We start from the raw sequence: 19059 nt of genomic DNA on the forward strand, positions 1-19059 counted from the left end.
GGTTTCCGGGAGCCGGGAGATGAACTGGATGTGTTTCCCGGCCAGCTTACTTAAGGAATCTGTTGATACGATGGCGCAGTCGGAGACAAAGACGACATCTTTGAATCCCTTTTTATCGAAGAACTCAAAACTTTAAGCGCTGCTTCCGGGTTCCATTCTTTATCCGATTTGTTGCCTGAGAGGATCTGGCCCATGACAGGCTGGCCGTCTTCCTGGACTGCGGCCCCGATCTTGAACTGTTTAAGGTCAGGGCGCCGGTCTTTGCTGTGGCCGTAGGTGATCAGGAAGTCGCCAAAGGCGCCGTTTTCATAAACACCCTGGACTGATTTGGAGGTGGTGTCGAAATGGACGGTTGAGATCTTCAGGTCATGGGCTGCAAGCATGACCAGGGAGCAGCGGCTGACCAGTTCTTCCATCTTTACTTCGGATAGTTTGTCCAGGGCACGCCCGTAGGCGTCATCATTGAGTTGGTCTAAAGTAATGTCTGTCCCGTCAAAAAGCAGCTTCAGGTCCTGTTTCGCCCAAAACTCTTCCACCTTCCAGAGCGGTTTGCGGCCGCAGATGATGCAGACGATCAGGCTTTCGATGGGCAAACCCGGCGTGATTTTGGAGTTGTTCTCGTTCCACTGGACCATCTGGTTGATGATTTCGCCGATCTTCGCTGTGCGGCAGAGCATGGTGATCACCGGAACGGCTCCCGGACTGACTGCTGTGATATCAGGCATAACATATGGGTTATTCGACATCCTGTTTACCTCCAGTATTTGTATCTAGAGGTAAATTCGCGCTTTATCTTAAAACCCCTCCTTCTTCCTTAAAAAATTTTAGCTTTTACCTAAAGATTTTTAATCCCAATAACCAGTTATTGACATGCGGAGAGCGGGTTAAAGGATCGCTCTTCAAAAATTTCGCTCTGAATGCCTTGGTAGTGTCGGACTCCGGTCATCGTGACCCATGTCAGCGCCCGCCTCTTGGAAGATATCAGTACCCGCTTCAGGCAGTTGACGCCGGTGATTATCACCGTCTGGAAGCCCGAGGAGCTTGAGCAGCAGCCGGATACCGTGCCGGGATTCCTGGAGCAACTTAAGAGGCGTATCGTGCGGGTCTGCTTCGAGGCCTACCGCCAGAACGGCCTCTTGACTCTGATGGAGTTGCAGTGGATCTTCCAGTTAAGTTCTGCCCGCATCTCGGAATTGATTCGCAGCGTGCAGCGGGAACATAACCTGGTAGTGCCCACCCCGGGGACTATCCTTGATGCCGGGAGAAGTATGACACACAAGGATGTGATCGTCAGCCTGCATCTACAGGGCTACACGGTTAAAGACATTGCCCGGATGACTCATCACTCACCACGGGCGGTGGATAACTACATCGGAACCTTCGAAGCAGTCCTGATTTTGTATTTGTTCGGTGTTCCACCTGAGCTTATGGCACGCCTCTTGAAAAGGTGGATCTCTTTGATAAATGAGCATCTGAAACTGGTCCGGGAACACTACCGGGATCATCAGGAGATCAAGGAATATCTAGCTTCCAAGGGGGTGAAAATTTAATCCATCATATCTTGACAATCCAGTGTTCGACATCCTGACCACATCTGATAATTTGTAAGTTTTTTTTTGAGATTTTTAGGCCTATTTTGGGACGTCTGTTTAGTGTGATTTATTCTTATTTTTCACTAGAAAAACCATGGTTTCATTGAGGTTAAAGGTTATTTAAGACTTATGAGAAACCAATACGAGATTGGCATAGATTTTGCGTATTCAACATTATTAGTGAGGCATTAAGGATAAGAGTGGAGGTGGAATTAGCGAAAAGAAACGCTATCGTTTTTGTTTTGTTAAGAATGTAGAAAATTACGCAAAATTCCTGTGAATATGAGGAGGGGTACGATGTCTGATAAGGAGCGTAGCTCTCAAAGTAACGTAAAGAAGTATTATAAAAGTACAGGCTTTTGTTCCTTTGGAATAGGTTCCGAAGCGGCAGAAGTTGAGGTAAAGGATGGAAAGATTCTTCGTATTCGTCCGTTGCGTTACGATAGTAAATACGATACTGGAAAAATAAGAAAATGGAAGATTACAGCTCGGGGGAAAACATTTGAGCCGTGCAAGAAGACTCCGCTGGGTCCTTTTTCTTATGTCTATGAAAACAGAGTGTATTCTCCCAATCGCATTCTTTATCCCTTGAAGAGGGTGGACTGGGATCCGGACGGTGAGCGCAACCCACAAAACCGTGGGAAGAGTAAGTTTGTGCGGATAAGTTGGGATGAGGCCGCTGAACTGATAGCTAAAGAGATAAAGCGAGTATGTGAAAAGTATGGCCCGACTGCGGTTTTGGTGCAAGGAGATGGTCATGGAGAGACTAAAGCGGTACACGGGCCTCATGGTTGCCATTTGGCTTTGATGAATCTACTTGGAGGCTGCACTGTGCAGGCTCGCCAGCCAGACAGCTGGGAGGGCTGGTATTGGGGAGCCAAGCATGCTTGGGGACAGGATCCAGTAGGCCAAGGAAGACAGGCTAATTTAATAAAAGATATTTCTGAGCATACAACTATGATGCTTTTCTGGGGCTGTGATCCAGAAACAACTCCGTTAGGTTGGGGAGGGATGTCGGCAAGTCGGTTGTGCTTCTGGTTTAGGGAATTAGGCATCAAAATAATATCCATCTGTCCTGATCTCAACTATGCAGCAGCCGTGCATGCTGATAAGTGGATCCCCGTTCTGCCCAACACTGATGCGGCGTTGCAATTAGCAATTGCCTATACTTGGATAACCGAAGATATTTATGATAAGGAGTACGTTGCTACCCATACCTACGGATTTGAGGAGTTTAAGAAGTATGTCCTCGGTGAGGAGGACGGCGTTGCTAAGACGCCGAAGTGGGCAGAAAAGCTTTGCGGAGTGCCGGCGAGGATCATAAAGGCTTTGGCAAGAAAATGGGCGAAAGAAGCTGTAACTATAGCTCACTGCAATGGTGGATCATATATAAGATCCTGTTACTCTACAGAGCCAGGGCGCCTCGAGGTACTGCTTCTTGCTATGCAGGGGCTGGGCAAGCCAGGCACCGGCCAGCTCAAGTTCTTCGAGTGGCAGCTATTTGGCTTGCACGATCAGAACCCACTGCCTCGCAGTGAAGTTCTGCCTAGCGTCGAGGGTGCATATCGCGGTGCCGTTTTAGAACCTCCCGAGAAGGGGCAATTCATACCTAAGACGCTCATCCCCAAAGCTATCCTGAGTGATGAACCGATTAGTTGGTATGGCGTAACGCTGGCAGGGATGCCTAAGGAAGACCAGTTTAATGAATACAGATATCCTGAGGTTGGCTGTTCAGAAGTTCATATGATTTGGAGTGACACCCCATGCTGGACCGTTTGCTGGAACGGTGGCAATAAGTGGATAGAAGCCCTGCGCAGCCCGAAAATTGAGTGTGTGGTAGTACAGCATCCTTGGTTTGAGAATGACTGCCTGTTTGCTGACATTATACTGCCTATTAACACCAAGTTTGAGGAAGAAGACATCAGTGTTGATATATTAAACGGCAACTACAACCTGGTACTGTATGAAGGACAGTGCGTTGAGCCGCTTGGCGAATCTAAGAGCGATTATGAAGCCGTAGCAGAAGTCGCCAAGAAACTGGGGCTATATGAGCAGTATACTCAAAGTAAGACCGTAAAAGAATGGATCAAGACCGGGTTCGAGAAATCAGGCATAAGCGACAGAATAAGTTACGAGGAGTGGCTTGAAAAAGGGTACTATATCATTCCTCCTGCAGAAGATTGGGAAAATGACGAACCAGGCTTTAGTCCGTTCTACAAGGATCCAGAAAATAAACCACTCGACACGCCAACTGGAAAGATTGAGTTTTATGCAACGGGGCTGGCAGAACACTTCCCAGATGATAAAGAGCGTCCGCCGGTACCGCATTGGATACCTTATGGGGAAAGCCATCAGGAGAGTCTGCAGCATCCGCGGTCTGAGAAATATCCGTTCCTTATCGTTTCCAATCACCCTCGCTGGCGGGTGCATGCCCAGTTAGACGACGTTCCTTGGCTGAGGGAAATCCCCACCTGCAAAGTTAAGGGACCGGATGGGTATTTATATGAACCGCTTTGGATTAATCCTGTGGATGCAAAGGCTTTAGGGGTTAAAACCGGAGATGTAGTGAAAATATACAACGATCGTGGTTGGGTACTCGGTGGGGCATACGTTACGGAGCGCATAATGCCGGGAGTAGTTTATCAGGATCACGGTGCAAGATTGGATTTGATTGTGCCTGGAGAAAGCGACCGCAGCGGCTCGAATAACTTGATTTGCCCTACAAATACAACCTCTAAAAACTGTGCCGGAGAAGTTACAAGTGGCTATCTTGTAGGTGTAGAAAAAGTTGACGTGGAAGCTCTCAAGAAACAGTATCCGGAGGTATTCAATCGCCCGTATGATGCCAGATATGGTGTAGATCAGGCTGCATGGATTATTGGGGGTGATGAGTAATGAAAGTTTTTGTCATTGATGTTGCTAAGTGTTCCGGTTGTTATTCTTGCCAACTGGCGTGTAAAAATGAACATGTAGGTAAAGACTGGACACCATATGCTAAACCTCAGCCGCAGACAGGACACTTTTGGATGAAAATAAAGGAAACGGAGCACGGTAGCATACCTAAAGTTAAAGTGGAATATCGCCCGACGCTCTGCATGCATTGTGACGATGCCAGCTGTATAAAAGCTGCTAAGGATGGAGCTGTATATAGGAGAAAAGATGGCTTAGTAATTATTGATCCTGAAAAAGCGAAAGGGCAAAAGCAACTGGTAGAGGCCTGCCCATATGGTGCGATATATTGGAACGAGGAATTAAACATTCCACAGAAATGCACTGGTTGTGCGCATTTAGTAGATGAAGGAGAAGTGCCGCGCTGTGTAGATGCATGTGCACATGAGGCGATTAAGTTCGGAGAAGAAGAGGAACTGGCCGATCTAATTGCTAAAGCTGAGGTTATGCAGCCTGAACTGGGACTGAGACCAAGAGTATATTATCTTAACCTACCGGGCTTCTTTGTGGCGGGTGATGTGTATGATCCAGTAAGCGATGAAATAATTGAAGGCGCAGAGATAACCCTTAATAACAAACAGACTGGGGAGAGTTGGACGACGAAATCTGATGACTTTGGGGACTTTTGGTTCAAGCGCTTAAAATCCGGCCAGTATTCACTGGACATTAAGATGAGCGGATATAAACCCATCCAAATCAGCGATATCGCCGTGGATAAAAGCGTTAACCTCGGCAGTCTATCCCTTGAGCGGGAGTAGAATTTGCTACGTAACCATTGATATAAAACTGTTATGGTACTTAAATAAAGGCTGCTTATGCTGCATGTGCTGGTGGCAGCAGCTGCGGCTTCTGCCACCAGCAGTTTTTATAACTCGGATAGAATTTGCGGAAGATTCGACAGGGGGTGTTATTGTGAAAAGAAAGGCCTGGGCAGTAATGTGGGTCGCTTACCTCGCCGGGGTGGCCATAGCTTTGAACCAGTTTAAAGTCCCCCCGGTTATGCAGGTATTGCTCGATAGCTTACAAGTGAGCATGGCAACTGGCGGTTGGCTGATGTCTGTTTTTTCTGTGGCGGGTGTAATGTTTGCGCTTCCCGCTGCTTTCCTTTTAGGTCGAGTTGGCCCCAAAGCGAGCGGACTTGTAGCTCTGGGGTGCACCATCGTAGGTTCTGTCATAGGTGCTTTAGCTCAGGGAGCAGGTGTGCTGTTGGTCGGAAGGATTATTGAGGGTATAGGATTGGCTCTGATTGCAGTCGTGGCCCCGGCGGTCATCAGTATGTGGTTTGAGCCTCAAGAAAGAGGGCTGCCGATGGGCATCTGGTCATCTTGGGTGCCGGTGGCAACTTTTGTTATGTATAACATAGCCGATGCAATACAAAAATCTTTTGGCTGGCAGGGAATCTGGTGGTTAGGGACCGCAGTAGCCTTAGTTGCATTTGTAGCGTACGCAGCGGTAGTTGATGTGCCTGATAAAGGGGCAGCCGGAGAAGAGAAACAGAAAGGGGCGCCTGTTTCGATGGGTGAAGGGCTGTTAAGCCTTAATACTTGGCTGTTGGCACTTGCCTTCTGTGGTTTTAACTTCGCTTTAATCGGATATAGCACCTGGGCGCCGTCTTACCTGAGTGAATTCCCAGGAGTAGGGACAGCAGCGGCCAATTTCTATGCTAGTTTGCCTTCCCTTGTGCTTATACCTGGGGGGATATTTGCCGGTTGGGTGCTCGATCGCACGAGGAACCGTAAGGCAGTTTTAACAATAGCTTTGGCTGCGGTCACTGTTGTGCTTATTTGGTGCTTTAAGTTAGATACTTTTATTGTTGTTCCCTACATGATTGGTATTGGCTTAATTTCGAGCTTCGTTCCTAGCAGCACCTTTACATTGGCACCTGAGACAGCTCCGCGCCCTGAACTGGCTGGGGTGGCTTTAGGAGTAGTAAGTATAGGTCAGAACTTTGGTATGCTCGTGGGGCCGCCGGTAATTGCCAAAGCTGCAGCTGGTGGAGCATGGGTTATGGGGACTTATCCGGTAGTTATAGGGTGTGCGGTGGCAATAGTGGCTGCTTTGTTAATGAGGATTAGAGCTGGAGCGTCTGCATAATAATTTTTTTGGATAGATATTTTTAAATAGCTTCTCCTTAAATTACCTGGCAGTGGGAAAATGAGTTCTTTTGTTTCATGCATTTATCAATTTTCCACTGCCAGTGTTCATCAATGTATAAGTTAAGGATTGGAATGTGTCATAATTCAAGTTTAATTGGGGTTTGCTGATGGCGCTTCATTGTGTTTTGAATCCTTTTGCGTCATCAATGGTTTATTTCAGAAAGGTTTTATATGCTGCACGATTGCCTTTTCATGAAAGTGAGAAGGGATGATGTAAAATATGATGTAATAATATGATGGAGTAAAAAGAAATAAAAAGATGAATAAGATTTTTAGAAACAAATTCAATAAGATCAATACAGCACAAATGGAAAGGAGCGATTGCTTATGTGCTTTCGGCCACCACAAGTAAAAAAGAGAGTTAGGTGTCCTAAATGCGGATTCTTAACTAATGAGGGGGATAAAAAGTGTAGCAAGTGTGGAGCTGAAATAACACAGAAGAAAACTGATAATAAAGGAAAAACCGATGATAAAAAGTAAATAAAGTATGGTGTGGCTAGTTTCTGGGGGCACTAGAAGCCATTATAAAGGATTAAAGTGCCCCCAGAGCTCTCTCTGCCTACAGTATACCCACCTGTTTCCAACTGAAATGTGATTGCATCCTTTACTGCCTTTGTTGTTTCTATCAGACCGGAGTTCGACAGTTAGCCAGCAGAGGAGCACATGGGCGCGGATGCGGTCTTCCAGGCGGTGGTAGACCGGGCGCAGCTCCAACCGGGACTTAAGGGTACGAAAGGCGTCTTCCACCAGCAGCAGCTGTTTGTAGCCCAGGGCGACATCTTCGGCGGAGAGGGTGTCGTCCGAGGTGCGCAGCAGGTATTTGCCGTCGAGTTTTTCTTCTTCCCTGATCTTGGCCCGGTCGATCTTCGGCAGGCTGCGGGAGTCCACCTTCAGGTAGCGGCCGTAGACCGGGTGGGCCATGAGTTCGCAGACTGCTTTGGCATGGGTTTTGATAAGGGGAAGCTGTTCCTCCAGTTCCTTGATAATTTTTTCCCGCCTGGCTTTGTCCCGGGCAGCCTCTTCGGGGTTGCGCACCAGGATGTAGCGCTCCCTGGCCTCGCCGTTTCCGACGACGATCTCCTTGACTTCCAGGTTGTCCCGCACCGTCTGGTAGCGGCCTCCCCGCTTTAAGGCTTGCACGGTATTTTCCTTGCCGCTGCGCAGCTTCTCCCCGGCTATGTAGTGGCCGCCCGCCCGCTGCAGACAGCGCAGGTTGTCTTCGGAGTTGAACCCCCGGTCCAGCACGGTGATGACCCGGCCCAGCTTCCAGCCTATGAGGTCCTTCTTTACCTGTTCGACCACAGAGATGTCGGCGGTGTTGCCCGGCCATACCCAGCAGCGCACCGGGATGCCGTCCCTGGTGACGGCCAGGCCGATCACGGCCTGCGGCAGGTCCGGTCGGTGGTCCTTGGAGTGCCCCCGGCGCCGCAGTCCACCATCCCCATCTTCGTCCTCGATCTCAAAGTAGGTGGAGGTGGTGTCGAAGTAAAGGATGTCTACTTCCAGGTTGAGCAGGTTGGCCACGGAGTAATAAACCTGCTTCTGCAGTTCGGCTTCGTTCTCCAGAAGAAAGTTCATCGCCCGGTAGAGCTGCTGCAGGGGTATTTCCTCTACGCCCGGGATCACCACGTCCTCTTTCACCCATTCTTCCACTCCGCGCTTGGACATGGGGTCAAGGGCGCGGTTCGCTGCCATGGCAAAGATGGCTCTTTCTACCGGGGTTTTGTACTGCCGCTTCTTGGGCGGCTCGGCTGCTTTTGCATCGCGGACCGTTCCCCAGGAAAGAAGTAGAGGAAATGTTGATTGCTCTGGTACGAGAAGGGGCAGCGGATGAAGAATCGATCCGGAAGCCCGGCAGTTCGGGGGTTACCACCGAGGGTCAGGACAGCCCTCTTGGAGCGGGATGTATCCTGTGCGGGCTCTGCGTTAGGATTTGCGAGAAAATTGGTAAGAGCCGCCTTACTTTTTTGGGGAGAGGGAAAAACCTGCGGGTAGGGCTGGTTCCAGGAGGCAGCGAGGAAGTTGGTTGTGGGCGCTGCAGAGCATGCCGGCGTATCTGCCCTACTGGATTTATTGCTCCGGATGCCCGACATGCCTTTACGGCCAGTTTGTACAGGTAACGGAGACCTTTAACTTTACCCATTCTGATACTGTATTTTTATTTTGAAACGGGATGCTTAAAGCCGGGTTTCATGAGCTCTGTTTTTCTCAACCTTTTGAGATGTTGTCTGTCTGGCATGGATTTTGCTTTGAACCTGGTCGAACAACTAAAAAGAGTGACGCGAACAGCGTTAACCTGTTACTTATACTACAAGGGGGTGATTTCGAATGCCTAAAATTACCGAGGAAATAAAAGAAGTAGCATCTAAAACCAGGGGATGGGCACTGGCAACTGCAACCAAAGATGGAATACCGAATGTTGTTGCCGTCGCTTTTGGTAAATTGATCTCTGAAAGTCAGATTTTGCTGGTGGATGTTTTTATGAAGAAGACCAGGGCAAATATTGAAGCTAACCCCAATGTGGCAGTTGCCGTATGGGACATGGAAACGCTCAAAGGCTACCAGTTTAAAGGGACAGCGCACTTTGAGACATCCGGTGAGATTTTTGATGAAGGAGTCCAGATTGTAAAATCGACGATGCCGCAGCTAACTCCCAAAGCAGCGCTGATCGTTGACGTATTGCAGATTTACAATCTCACCCCGGGCGCTGAGGCAGGCAAGGAGATGGCGTGACGCAAGCCGGGCCACCTGACGGGTATGGTTCGCTGCTGGAAACAGATGGATGAATATCAGGACTATTTTATTTTGAAACGGGACGCTTGAACCGAATTTCATGAGCGCCCTGTTTTTTTTCAACCTTTTGGCCGGTTGGCTATCTTATCTTGCAGTAAATCAATGGTGTAGCCCGCTCTCTCTGCATGTCAATAACTGGTTATTAGGATTAAGAAATCTATATTTTAAAAATATTTCCTAATGATATGGTAGGGTGCGGAAGATGGGGTCTAAAATCTTGGGTCCATTATATCGTAACTGCTTCCTCTACAAATTTGAAACTTTAGAATACCATTTTGAGACCGTGTTGGATGGAAACCTGCAAAAGGAATTTAAAAAATCCGATAAATAAGCACTTTTTGAGATGGCTGTTTTTTGGCATAGATCTTGCGATAAGTTTTTTGCGCAAACATATGAAAGTACTGAAAATTGAATAGGATATTTTCTACGAGCCCGCTTTCCTAAGGCAGTGCTATGGGGGCGAGGCCTGGGGCTTAAGACCCCACAGGGTTGTAGGAGAAATCTTGCAGCCTCCCTGTTATGGAAAGTAGAAAAATAGGTTTTAAATGTGCTCCTGCATATTTTTCTACCTCCATACAGGCGCACATTTTTTATTGCTCTGAGGGATAAAAGATGCGTCCGGTGACTTGGCCGGTATTCTAACGGATTCTAATGGGTAGTTGAGCTGAGAGGAGCTGTCAAATGGAAGCAAGCGGGATAATCCTGGCCGGCGGCTGCAGTTCGCGTATGGGCACGGACAAGTCTCTCATGGTGTACGAACGGCAAACGCTGATAGAGCGGACTGTGAATGAGCTGCGGAAGGTCGTGAATGAAATCGTTATAGCCAGCAACAACACCTCTAAATACAGCATTCCCGGGGTCGTTGAGGTTCCGGACCTTTACCCCGGTATGGGGCCGCTGGCCGGGATCCACGCCGGGCTGAAGCGGGTCAAACACCAATACGCTTTCGTTATCGGCTGTGATATGCCCCTGTTTAAGGCAGAACTGGCGAAATATCTTTTAGAAATCTGCCCCGGTTACGATGTGGTTGTTCCTCAAATAGATGGTTATGGTGAACCTCTTTGCGCGGTTTATTCAAAAGGCTGTATCGAACCTATTGAAAACTGCTTGAAGGCTGGATTGAGAACAGTAATTATGTTCTACCCTCAGGTCCGCGTTTTAACGGTGGGGAGGGATGAGATCGAAAGAATCGGCAACCCCGAGGAGTTGTTCTACAATTTGAATACCCCCGAGGATTACTGGTCGCTCATGATGCGGCAGAATACGGATGGATCTCTGGAAGATAACCGAAAATGTTGAATAATAATCAGGAGGGTTAGGCGCAGTGAAAAAAGATAAACCGGTAATTTCCATTGTGGGTAAGTCTGGTGCAGGTAAAACAACGCTGTTGGAAAAGGTTATCAAGAGGCTGAAGGAAGATGGAATTAGGGTGGCTGCCATCAAGCACGATGCCCATCGATTCGATATGGATAAGCCGGGAAAGGACACCTGGAGGATGGCCCAGGCAGGGGCCGATGTGGTGGTGATCTCCTCCTCTGAAAAGATGGCCATGATCGAAAAAGTTTCAAAGGAAAAGAGCCTTGATGAAATTGTTGCAATGCTTCCCGGGGTAGATATCGTGCTTACCGAAGGCTATAAGAGCGGCGACAAGCCGAAGATCGAGGTCTACAGATCGGAAGTGCATAAAGAGCGGCTCTGCTCCCCCGACGAACTGCTGGCGATTGTCAGCGATGTGGTCTGGGATGACCTCGATGTTCCGCAATATCAACTGGATGATATCGACGGGGTTGTTAATGAAATCAGGCGGTATATCGCAGCTTACGATAGCAATTAATGAGCCTTTTACCCAAAAGGGGGTTCAGAAAATGAAGACGGTAAGGGTTGAAGAATCGGTAGGAATGGTATTGTGCCATGACATCACGAAGATCGTTCCTGGTGAATTCAAAGGCAGGGCATTCAAGAAAGGGCACATTATCCGGCCTGAAGATGTTCCCATGCTTTTGAGTTTGGGAAAAGATCGAATCTACGTGTGGGATACGAAGAACGGTGATGAAGTGCACGAAGATGAAGCGGGGATGCGGTTGGCACAGGCTGTAAGAGGGGAAGGAGTCTCTTTAACTGAACCTGCCGAGGGTAAGGTTCATCTGGTGGCTGAACATGATGGTATGTGTAATATTGATGAAGATCTGCTGTTTCAGATCAATTTGATCGACGATATGGTGATTGCAACCAGAAACAACAACAGACCTGTTAAAAAAGGGGATGTGGTGGCAGGAGTACGTGTCGTTCCCTTGATGATAGAAAACGAAAAATTAAGACAAGCTGAGGAAATAGCAAGAGGGAAGAAAGTTATTTCTGTGCTGCCGTTCAGGAAGTATCGGGTAGGCATGGTTATAACCGGTAATGAGGTTTATTACGGGCGCATCAAAGATCGTTTCTCCCCGGTAATAAAAAAGAAGGTTGAAGATTATGGTAGTGAAGTGATTAGTCAGGTAATAGTGCCGGACGATGCGGAACGAATAGCTGCCGCTGTCAGAGAAATGATTTCCCGGGGAGCAAACCTGATTATGACATCCGGCGGCATGTCGGTCGATCCAGATGATGTTACTCCTAAAGGCATCAAACAGACAGGAGCAAAAATTGTCTCCTATGGTGCCCCCGTTTTACCGGGTGCCATGATGCTTGTGGCCTATTTAGATGAGATACCAATTATGGGATTGCCAGGATGCGTGATGTATTATAAGACCACTATCTTTGATCTGCTCCTCCCACTGGTTATGAGCGGACAGAAGATTACCCGCTCGATGATAGCCAGACTTGGTTTAGGAGGGCTCTGTTTGAACTGTGAGAGCTGTCGGTATCCGCAATGTTCTTTTGGGACCGGCTTTTAGGAGGAGAAGACGATGAGATTGAATGTTTCGTTAGAAGAGGCTCAGGAAATAGTGCTTGGCATGCTCAGACCCATAGAGAGAGAAGCCATCCTTCATCTGCCCGATTCCTTAGGCCGGGTGCTCAGCCGAGATATCAAAGCCCCTTTTAATGTTCCTGCTTTTGACAAATCTCCTCTTGATGGATACGCTGTCCGCGCTGAAGACACCAAAATGGCGGCGTCTGACAACCCCGTAATTTTGCACGTCATCGAAGAGGTGCCGGCAGGCAGTGTTCCGACGAAAAGGGTGGAGCCGGGCTCTGCGATAAGAATTATGACCGGCGCTCCAATTCCCGAAGGAGCAGACGTTGTTGTCCGGTTTGAAGATGTCGAGGAAGCGGCAGATACGATCAAAGTGAGCCAACCTTTGGCTTCAGGGGCCAACATCATCCCGGCAGGGGATGATGTTGCGGAGGGGGAGGTAGTTGCGAGCACTGGTACCCGACTCAATGCCCCTCTTATCGGCATGTTGGCTTCTCTAGGTATTAGCAGTGTACCTGTTTATCAAAGGGTGAGGGTGGCGATCATTAATACGGGTAATGAACTTCTGGATCCAAGTGAAAAATGGCTGCCCGGCAAGATCTATAACAGCAATCGCTATCTTCTTGAGGCAAGGTGCAAGGAGTTGGGGGCAGAACCCGTTTATCTCGATAGCGTTCCCGATGAAGAGACGGCTGTTGCCGAATCTCTCCAAGGAGCGCTGGAAGTGGCAGATCTGGTGATCACTACCGGGGGCGCCTCGGTTGGCCAGTATGATGTGGTTAAGAACGCTATAAATGCGGTCGGAGCCGAAATCTTATTCTGGAAAATTGCCCTAAAACCCGGTATGCCTACTGCTGTTGCCAGAAAAGATGGGAAAGTTATCTTTTCCCTGTCGGGAAACCCGGCTGCGGCGATGATAACGTTTGATTTGCTCGCTGTGCCGGCTTTGAAGAAGTTGTCGGGCATGAAAGAGGTGCTTCCGCCGACAATAACCGGCATTCTGGTTAATGCTTTTCAAAAGCGCAGTCCGCAGCGGCGCATGTTAAGGGCAAAGTGGAAAAAGCAGAATGGGAGCGACCTGATAGAGCTTACGGGTAAGCAGAGCAACGATGTTTTGAAATCTCTGGTAGAATGCAACATCTTGATCGATGTCCCTGCGGGAACTCCCTCACTGGCTGTCGGGCAGCATGTTTCTGCATATGTAGTTGGCAACTTGACCGATTCCCTTGTTGGGGAATTGAAGTGCTAGATTAATAACGAACAAGCGATATGTTTCTAATTAAATAAAACTCCGAGCCCGCCTTCCTAAGGCAGATGCTACGGGGGCGTGGCCTGGGGCTTACGACCCCACAGGGTTGTAGGAGAAATCCTACAGCCTCCCTGTATGGAAAGGAGGAGATGCTCAGGCATGTTTCTGTGGCCACTTTCCATACAGGAACATGCCTTTTTTGTTGGTTTCAAGATTATTCAAATGGTTATGAGGGGGTAATTCAAAGGATGGAGCCGGAAATGATGCACCTTTTAGCTGAAAAGGTAGAAAAGAATGAAGAGGCTGCTCTTATTACGGTGATTACTTCAAACAGATGGCACTGCAGGCTGGGCGCCATGATGCTTGTGGATAAAAACGGCGTCGTACTGGGCGGTAGTATAGGAGGAGGACAGCTTGAGAAAAAGGCGATTAAAGAGGCTCAAACATGCATAGAAAGGGGGGTTTCCCGGAAAGTGCTTCTGACTGAAGAGGGAGAATCGGTGGAAATATTTATCAATGCCTTCTGTTACTTTGACAAACTGATAATTGTAGGGTCGGGGAGCGTTGCTTTAAATATTTATAAAGTTGCGATGGTTCTGGGCTACAGAATAACTGTTGTGGATAACAGGACGGAGACGCTAACAGAGGATAGATTTCCTGGAGCCGATAAGCTGCTTCTTGGGGATATAGTCGAAAATCTCAGTTCGTGTGACATTGATGAGAATACATCTATCGTAATAGCCACCCACCATCACAAATTCGATGAGCCGGCGTTGAAGGCGGTTATTCACTCTCCGGCCAGATACATAGGAATCCTAAGCAACAGACGTAAGGCCGCGTCCTATTTCGATAATCTTAGGGCTCAAGGTATTCCGGACAACCTGCTGAATAGGGTGTATACCCCAATAGGCCTTGACCTTGGTGGCAGAAAGACCCCTGAAATAGCTGTTGCTGTAATGGCAGAAGTCCTGGCCGTCAAATACGGGCGCAGCGGAGGGTTTTGCAGAGACATCATAAAGGAGGGGCGAATTAATGACTGATTGTTTTGAGCAGGATCTTAAAGTTGCCCGTGACTTTCATGGGGGTATCTGTACCGGTATTGTGTTCGGGGTGAGGATCGCCCGGGCGGGATTAAACTATCTTGGCATTAAAGACCCTTTAAAAAATAAAGACTTTATAGTTTTTGTTGAGGCCGACCGCTGTATTGCCGATGCAGTTTACGCAGTTACCAGATGCTCGCTCGGACGAAGACGGCTAAAATGGGTTGATTATGGGAAAATGGCTGCATCATTTGTAGATATCGAGAGCAATAAAGGCGTCAGGATTGTGGTTAACACAAAGCGGCGGGCTCCAGAAGGGGCGGATATGGTTGCTTTCTGGGGTTCAATACCCGACGAAGAACTGCTCAAAATTGAGCCTATAGTTGTTAAGTTAAAAAAGGAGGATCTTCCTGGAAAACCCTTGCGGAGGGTAATGTGCGAGGAATGCGGCGAGTTTGTAATGGATGGAAGAGATGTGCTTGTCGATGGCCGGATATTGTGCAAGGCGTGCGCTAATGGAGCTTATTACGAAAGAATCTGAGGAGAGCGGTGATAAGGATGTGGAAGATCTATGACGACCTGATCAATGCGATACCTGAGGACCTTACCGTAAAAGAATGCCTGGTGGGACTACACTGGACGCTCGTTCGCTCTGAAAGAGGTGTGGGCGCCGCTATGACGCTGAAAGGAGGCAGAGCAGAGTCTGAACTCACAGGGATTGTCGGGATGCCCCTAAAAAAACTTGCTTCTCATGTTAAGTCGTGGAATATGGTGCAGGCCTCTGTGGGGCAGGCAGCGATAAACTCGGCATTTAATGTCTATGACAATCTGGCGGCTATTACAGGTCTGGATGCCAGAAAGCTGGGGAGCAATGATGATAACAACGCCTTCAGGCAGTTCCTTCCGGAATTGAAGGGCAAGAAGGTTGCGGTCATCGGGCATTTTCCGCACATTGATTTCCTGAATGATGTATGCCATCTCTCGATTTTGGAAAGAAAGCCGCAGGGCAGCGACTATCCGGATCCGGCGTGTGAGTACATTCTTCCGTATCAGGACTTTGTTTTTATAACTGGCACTGCTTTCACCAACAAAACCATGCCAAGGCTACTTGAGCTTTCGAAAAATGCCAAGGTTGTCGTCGTTGGTCCCAGCGTTCCGATAACGCCGATTCTTTTTAAATATGGTGTAGATGCGATTGCGGGGATGATCGTTAGAGATGAGGCAGTATTTTGGAAGTGTGCTCAAGAAGGGGGTAAAATGAACATTTTCAAGCAGGGTGGACAAATGGTATGCATACGCAGTTAGTTCACAGAAGTGCAGTTTGCCCACGCCGCCTGAAGGCTTCCGCGAAGCTCATACTTGCCTTGTTGCTCGTAACAGTCTTTGTTTTTTCAATTGTTGTCGGGCGGTATCCGATAACTATACCCGAGCTGTTGTCGACAGTATATTCTTACTTTTTTGGCAGTAGCATGGGGCACTCGGAGAACCTGGAAACCGTGATATTTAACGTCAGATTGCCGCGGGTTATAACGGCAATGGTGGTAGGGGCTGCTCTTTCGATAGCCGGAGCTTCATACCAGGGTATGTTCAAAAATCCGCTTGTGTCTCCGGATATCCTGGGGGCATCTGCTGGTGCCGGATTTGGTGCCGCTTTAGCCATTTTGTTTTCATTATCAGTGTTTATGATCCAGCTTAGTGCATTTGTATGGGGAGCGTTAGCTGTAATGCTGGTGTATTTAATAAATACAAAGCTTATAAATACAAAGCTCAACTATGAGCCTACGCTGGGTCTGGTCTTAAGCGGCATACTTATCAGTTCACTTTTTTCTTCTGGTACCGCTGCAATTAAGTATATTGCTGATGCAAATGATAAATTGCCCGAAATCACCTTTTGGTTGATGGGTAGTTTGTCAGCTGTAGATAAAAGAGACCTCTTAAATATTATATTTCCGATGGTTGCAGGGTTTTTGCTGCTCTTTCTTGTCAGGTGGCGCATAAATATTCTTGCCTTTGGCGAAGAGGAGGCACGTGCTTTAGGAATTAACACGCAAAGGTTGAGAATGATTATTATATTGGGCTCTACCTTAATAACTGCTGCTTCTGTTTCGGTATCTGGCATGATCGGATGGGTCGGTCTGGTTATTCCCCATCTGGCTCGAGCTGTTGCAGGCCCTAACTATGAAACGCTTATTCCGGTGACGTTTATTATAGGGGCTTCTTATCTCTTGTTGGTTGACGATCTGGCTCGCTGTCTGGGCGCTGTAGAAGTGCCGTTGGGAATATTAACATCATTATTAGGAGTTCCTGTATTTCTAATAGTTCTTAGAAAAAACATAGCGGGGTGGAGGTAATGCTGGAGGTAAGAAATATAAATTATCGTTACGGAAGAAATGAGGTGCTTCACAATGTTTCTTTTAAAGTTGAACAGGGCGAGTTTGTATGCGTCCTAGGGCCAAATGGTTCAGGAAAGACTACGCTTCTTAAAAATATACTCGGCCTGCTAACTCCCGATACCGGTACCGTTCTTATAGAGGGAGAGGATGTCCGGAAAATGCCCCCCTCAAAGCTGGCAAAGATAATTGGGTATATTCCTCAAGCGCATACGCCGCCCTTTCCCTTTCGGGTTTTCGATGTTGTTCTCATGGGTAGAGCACCCTATCTGACGAGCCTATCCGTACCAAGTGATGAGGATGAAAGAATAGCGTATGAATCGCTGGAAGAGCTCAACATCACGCGGCTGAAAGACAAACCTTATACCGAAATAAGCGGCGGAGAGAGGCAGCTTGTCCTTATTGCGAGGGCTTTAGCGCAAAAGCCCAAGATTCTTGTCATGGATGAGCCTGCTGCCAGCCTTGATTTCGGAAACCAGAGCTTATTTCTTGAATATATGCGAACTATTTGCGATAAAGGCATGAGCATTCTGATGGTGACCCATGATCCCCATCATGCGCTTTTTTGCGCTGATAAGGTGGTAATGCTGAAAAACGGAAGAATTGTGAAGATGGGACCTCCCCAAACAACGATTGAAGGAGACACGATGAGGGAGATCTATAGAACAGATGTAAGAGTGGCCAGAATCAAGCTCTCCGAGAAGAGAACGATAACTGTCTGCGTGCCCGTACCCAGTCTTTTGAAGACCTGCTAAAATACACCTGTTTCGATTGGAGGGATAGAAGTGATCCGCTTGAACAGAATTAAGAATTTTATGGTAACAGCCTTGGTGTTTGTTCTGTTGTGTTCGCTGGTAACTGGTTGCGGTTCCAGAGAGATAAGCGAGAAGAATACCGGAAGTGTAGAGACCTCCCAACAGCGGTCTGGGGAGAGGGTGATAACCGACCATGCTGGAAGAACTGTGAAAATTCCGGCAGAGGTAGATAAGGTTTATTTCACAAGCCCTATCGCTCAAATTATGGTGTATACCCTCGCACCCGAGAAGATGGCTGGGTGGACAATGCAGCTGACGGATAAGATGAAAAAGTATATCCCTCCCCAATACCAGGAGCTGCCGTATCTCGGTGGTCAGCAAATGAGCGCAAAGCTAAATATCGAAGAAATACTGAGGGTAAAACCTGATGTCATATTTTCAGTAGGACCCGACCCCATCAGCGATACAACTAAAAGCGAGGCCGACAAACTCCAGCAGCAGCTAAACATTCCGGTAGTTGTTGTGGACGGGGATATAAATAGTACTGAAAAGGCATATGCATTTTTGGGACAGATTCTGGGAGTTGAGGATAGGGCAAAAAAACTTATAGATTATTGTAACCGGACAATGAAGGATGTTGTCGAAAAGACCAAATCCATACCCAAAGAAAAAAGAGTGAGGGTATATTATGCCGAAGGCCCCGAAGGACTTGCCACTGAACCCAAGGGATCAAGCCACGCCATACTGCTGGATATCGTGAATGCTGAAAATGTTGCTGAAGTTCAGCAAAAAGGTGGGAGCGGAATGAGCAATGTGTCTTTGGAACAGGTTTTGAAATGGAACCCCGATGTAATTCTGACATGGAGTACCGACCGTGGAGGTGCCTGTAACAAAATACTTACGAGTCCCGACTGGAAGAATATTAAAGCAGTAAAAAACGGAAAAGTATATGAAATACCCAATTATCCTTTTAACTGGTTTGACCGGCCGCCTTCAGTGAACAGGTTCCTGGGTCTGAAATGGCTTGCTGCCATTTTGTATCCGGATGTTTATCAGGTGAACCTTGTAAAAGAGGTTAAAGAATTTTATAAGCTTTTCTATCATGTGGATTTAACAGATGATGATGTCAAAGAGCTCCTTAAGGATGCCGGATTCTGATTTGACTGCAGACCACCCATGCCGCTAGCGGCGGCACCAACAGAGCATGAAAATACCCGACGGGTC

General features: G+C 47.8%; 18 protein-coding genes and 2 riboswitches. Of the genes, 16 read left to right on the forward strand and 2 right to left on the reverse strand.

Annotated features, from left to right (window positions below):
- Window positions 1–50: 50 nt before the first annotated feature.
- Window positions 51–746, reverse strand: coding sequence for an IS1634 family transposase (locus TPH_RS15820; RefSeq protein WP_015049309.1), 696 nt, complete (start codon window positions 744–746; stop codon window positions 51–53).
- Window positions 747–971: 225 nt separating this feature from the next.
- Between TPH_RS15820 and TPH_RS00735 the strand changes: the two genes are divergently transcribed.
- From TPH_RS00735 to TPH_RS00750, 4 genes are all read left to right on the forward strand, one after another.
- On the forward strand, window positions 972–1550 hold the full coding sequence (locus tag TPH_RS00735; protein WP_201764469.1) for a DUF1670 domain-containing protein: 579 nt from the start codon (window positions 972–974) through the stop codon (window positions 1548–1550).
- Between the two features lie 339 nt (window positions 1551–1889).
- Window positions 1890–4487: a molybdopterin-dependent oxidoreductase gene (locus TPH_RS00740; RefSeq protein ID WP_015049311.1), complete on the forward strand. Its 2598-nt coding sequence runs from the start codon at window positions 1890–1892 to the stop codon at window positions 4485–4487.
- Complete coding sequence (locus TPH_RS00745; RefSeq protein WP_015049312.1) at window positions 4487–5299, forward strand: 4Fe-4S dicluster domain-containing protein; 813 nt, start codon at window positions 4487–4489, stop codon at window positions 5297–5299. The genes TPH_RS00740 and TPH_RS00745 overlap by 1 nt, the downstream gene beginning before the upstream one ends.
- A gap of 154 nt (window positions 5300–5453) precedes the next feature.
- The gene (locus TPH_RS00750; protein WP_015049313.1) at window positions 5454–6635 is read left to right on the forward strand and encodes an MFS transporter; all 1182 of its coding nucleotides are present in this window, start codon (window positions 5454–5456) and stop codon (window positions 6633–6635) included.
- 584 nt (window positions 6636–7219) lie between these two features.
- Here TPH_RS00750 and TPH_RS00755 read toward each other — a convergent pair.
- Window positions 7220–8536, reverse strand: a complete 1317-nt coding sequence (locus TPH_RS00755; RefSeq protein ID WP_330216586.1) for an IS1634 family transposase — start codon at window positions 8534–8536, stop codon at window positions 7220–7222.
- On the opposite strand from TPH_RS00755, the gene TPH_RS00760 reads away from it, so the two are divergent.
- From TPH_RS00760 to TPH_RS00815, 12 genes are all read left to right on the forward strand, one after another.
- The gene (locus TPH_RS00760; protein WP_028991198.1) at window positions 8494–8817 is read left to right on the forward strand and encodes a hypothetical protein; all 324 of its coding nucleotides are present in this window, start codon (window positions 8494–8496) and stop codon (window positions 8815–8817) included. The two genes, TPH_RS00755 and TPH_RS00760, sit on opposite strands and share 43 nt — an antisense overlap.
- Window positions 8818–9025: 208 nt before the next feature.
- Window positions 9026–9430 (forward strand): pyridoxamine 5'-phosphate oxidase family protein, encoded by a 405-nt coding sequence (locus TPH_RS00765; RefSeq protein WP_015049315.1) that lies wholly within the window; start codon window positions 9026–9028, stop codon window positions 9428–9430.
- Between the two features lie 472 nt (window positions 9431–9902).
- Window positions 9903–10036: riboswitch (molybdenum cofactor riboswitch) on the forward strand.
- Between the two features lie 135 nt (window positions 10037–10171).
- On the forward strand, window positions 10172–10789 hold the full coding sequence (mobA, locus tag TPH_RS00770; RefSeq protein ID WP_015049316.1) for a molybdenum cofactor guanylyltransferase: 618 nt from the start codon (window positions 10172–10174) through the stop codon (window positions 10787–10789).
- Between the two features lie 25 nt (window positions 10790–10814).
- Window positions 10815–11324 (forward strand): molybdopterin-guanine dinucleotide biosynthesis protein B, encoded by a 510-nt coding sequence (gene mobB, locus TPH_RS00775; protein ID WP_015049317.1) that lies wholly within the window; start codon window positions 10815–10817, stop codon window positions 11322–11324.
- Between the two features lie 31 nt (window positions 11325–11355).
- Window positions 11356–12381, forward strand: coding sequence for a molybdopterin-binding protein (locus tag TPH_RS00780; protein ID WP_015049318.1), 1026 nt, complete (start codon window positions 11356–11358; stop codon window positions 12379–12381).
- Between the two features lie 12 nt (window positions 12382–12393).
- The gene (locus tag TPH_RS00785) at window positions 12394–13650 is read left to right on the forward strand and encodes a molybdopterin molybdotransferase MoeA (protein WP_015049319.1); all 1257 of its coding nucleotides are present in this window, start codon (window positions 12394–12396) and stop codon (window positions 13648–13650) included.
- 28 nt (window positions 13651–13678) lie between these two features.
- Window positions 13679–13812, forward strand: a riboswitch (molybdenum cofactor riboswitch).
- A complete protein-coding gene (locus tag TPH_RS00790) occupies window positions 13800–14690 on the forward strand; it encodes an XdhC family protein (RefSeq protein ID WP_236608805.1) in 891 nt (296 codons plus the stop codon). Its footprint overlaps the riboswitch before it by 13 nt.
- Window positions 14683–15231, forward strand: a complete 549-nt coding sequence (locus TPH_RS00795) for an FmdE family protein (RefSeq protein WP_015049321.1) — start codon at window positions 14683–14685, stop codon at window positions 15229–15231. Before TPH_RS00790 ends, TPH_RS00795 begins: the two co-directional genes overlap by 8 nt.
- A 17-nt stretch (window positions 15232–15248) precedes the next feature.
- Window positions 15249–15995 carry a DUF364 domain-containing protein gene (locus TPH_RS00800; RefSeq protein WP_015049322.1) on the forward strand — a complete coding sequence of 249 codons (747 nt, stop codon included), beginning with the start codon at window positions 15249–15251 and terminating at the stop codon, window positions 15993–15995.
- Window positions 15980–17041, forward strand: a complete 1062-nt coding sequence (locus TPH_RS00805; RefSeq protein ID WP_015049323.1) for a FecCD family ABC transporter permease — start codon at window positions 15980–15982, stop codon at window positions 17039–17041. The genes TPH_RS00800 and TPH_RS00805 overlap by 16 nt, the downstream gene beginning before the upstream one ends.
- Complete coding sequence (locus TPH_RS00810) at window positions 17041–17835, forward strand: ABC transporter ATP-binding protein (protein WP_015049324.1); 795 nt, start codon at window positions 17041–17043, stop codon at window positions 17833–17835. Before TPH_RS00805 ends, TPH_RS00810 begins: the two co-directional genes overlap by 1 nt.
- Before the next feature lie 30 nt (window positions 17836–17865).
- The gene (locus TPH_RS00815) at window positions 17866–18993 is read left to right on the forward strand and encodes an ABC transporter substrate-binding protein (protein WP_015049325.1); all 1128 of its coding nucleotides are present in this window, start codon (window positions 17866–17868) and stop codon (window positions 18991–18993) included.
- Window positions 18994–19059 lie beyond the last annotated feature (66 nt).

Source organism: Thermacetogenium phaeum DSM 12270 (genome assembly GCF_000305935.1).
Classification (GTDB): Bacteria; Bacillota; DSM-12270; order Thermacetogeniales; family Thermacetogeniaceae; genus Thermacetogenium; species Thermacetogenium phaeum.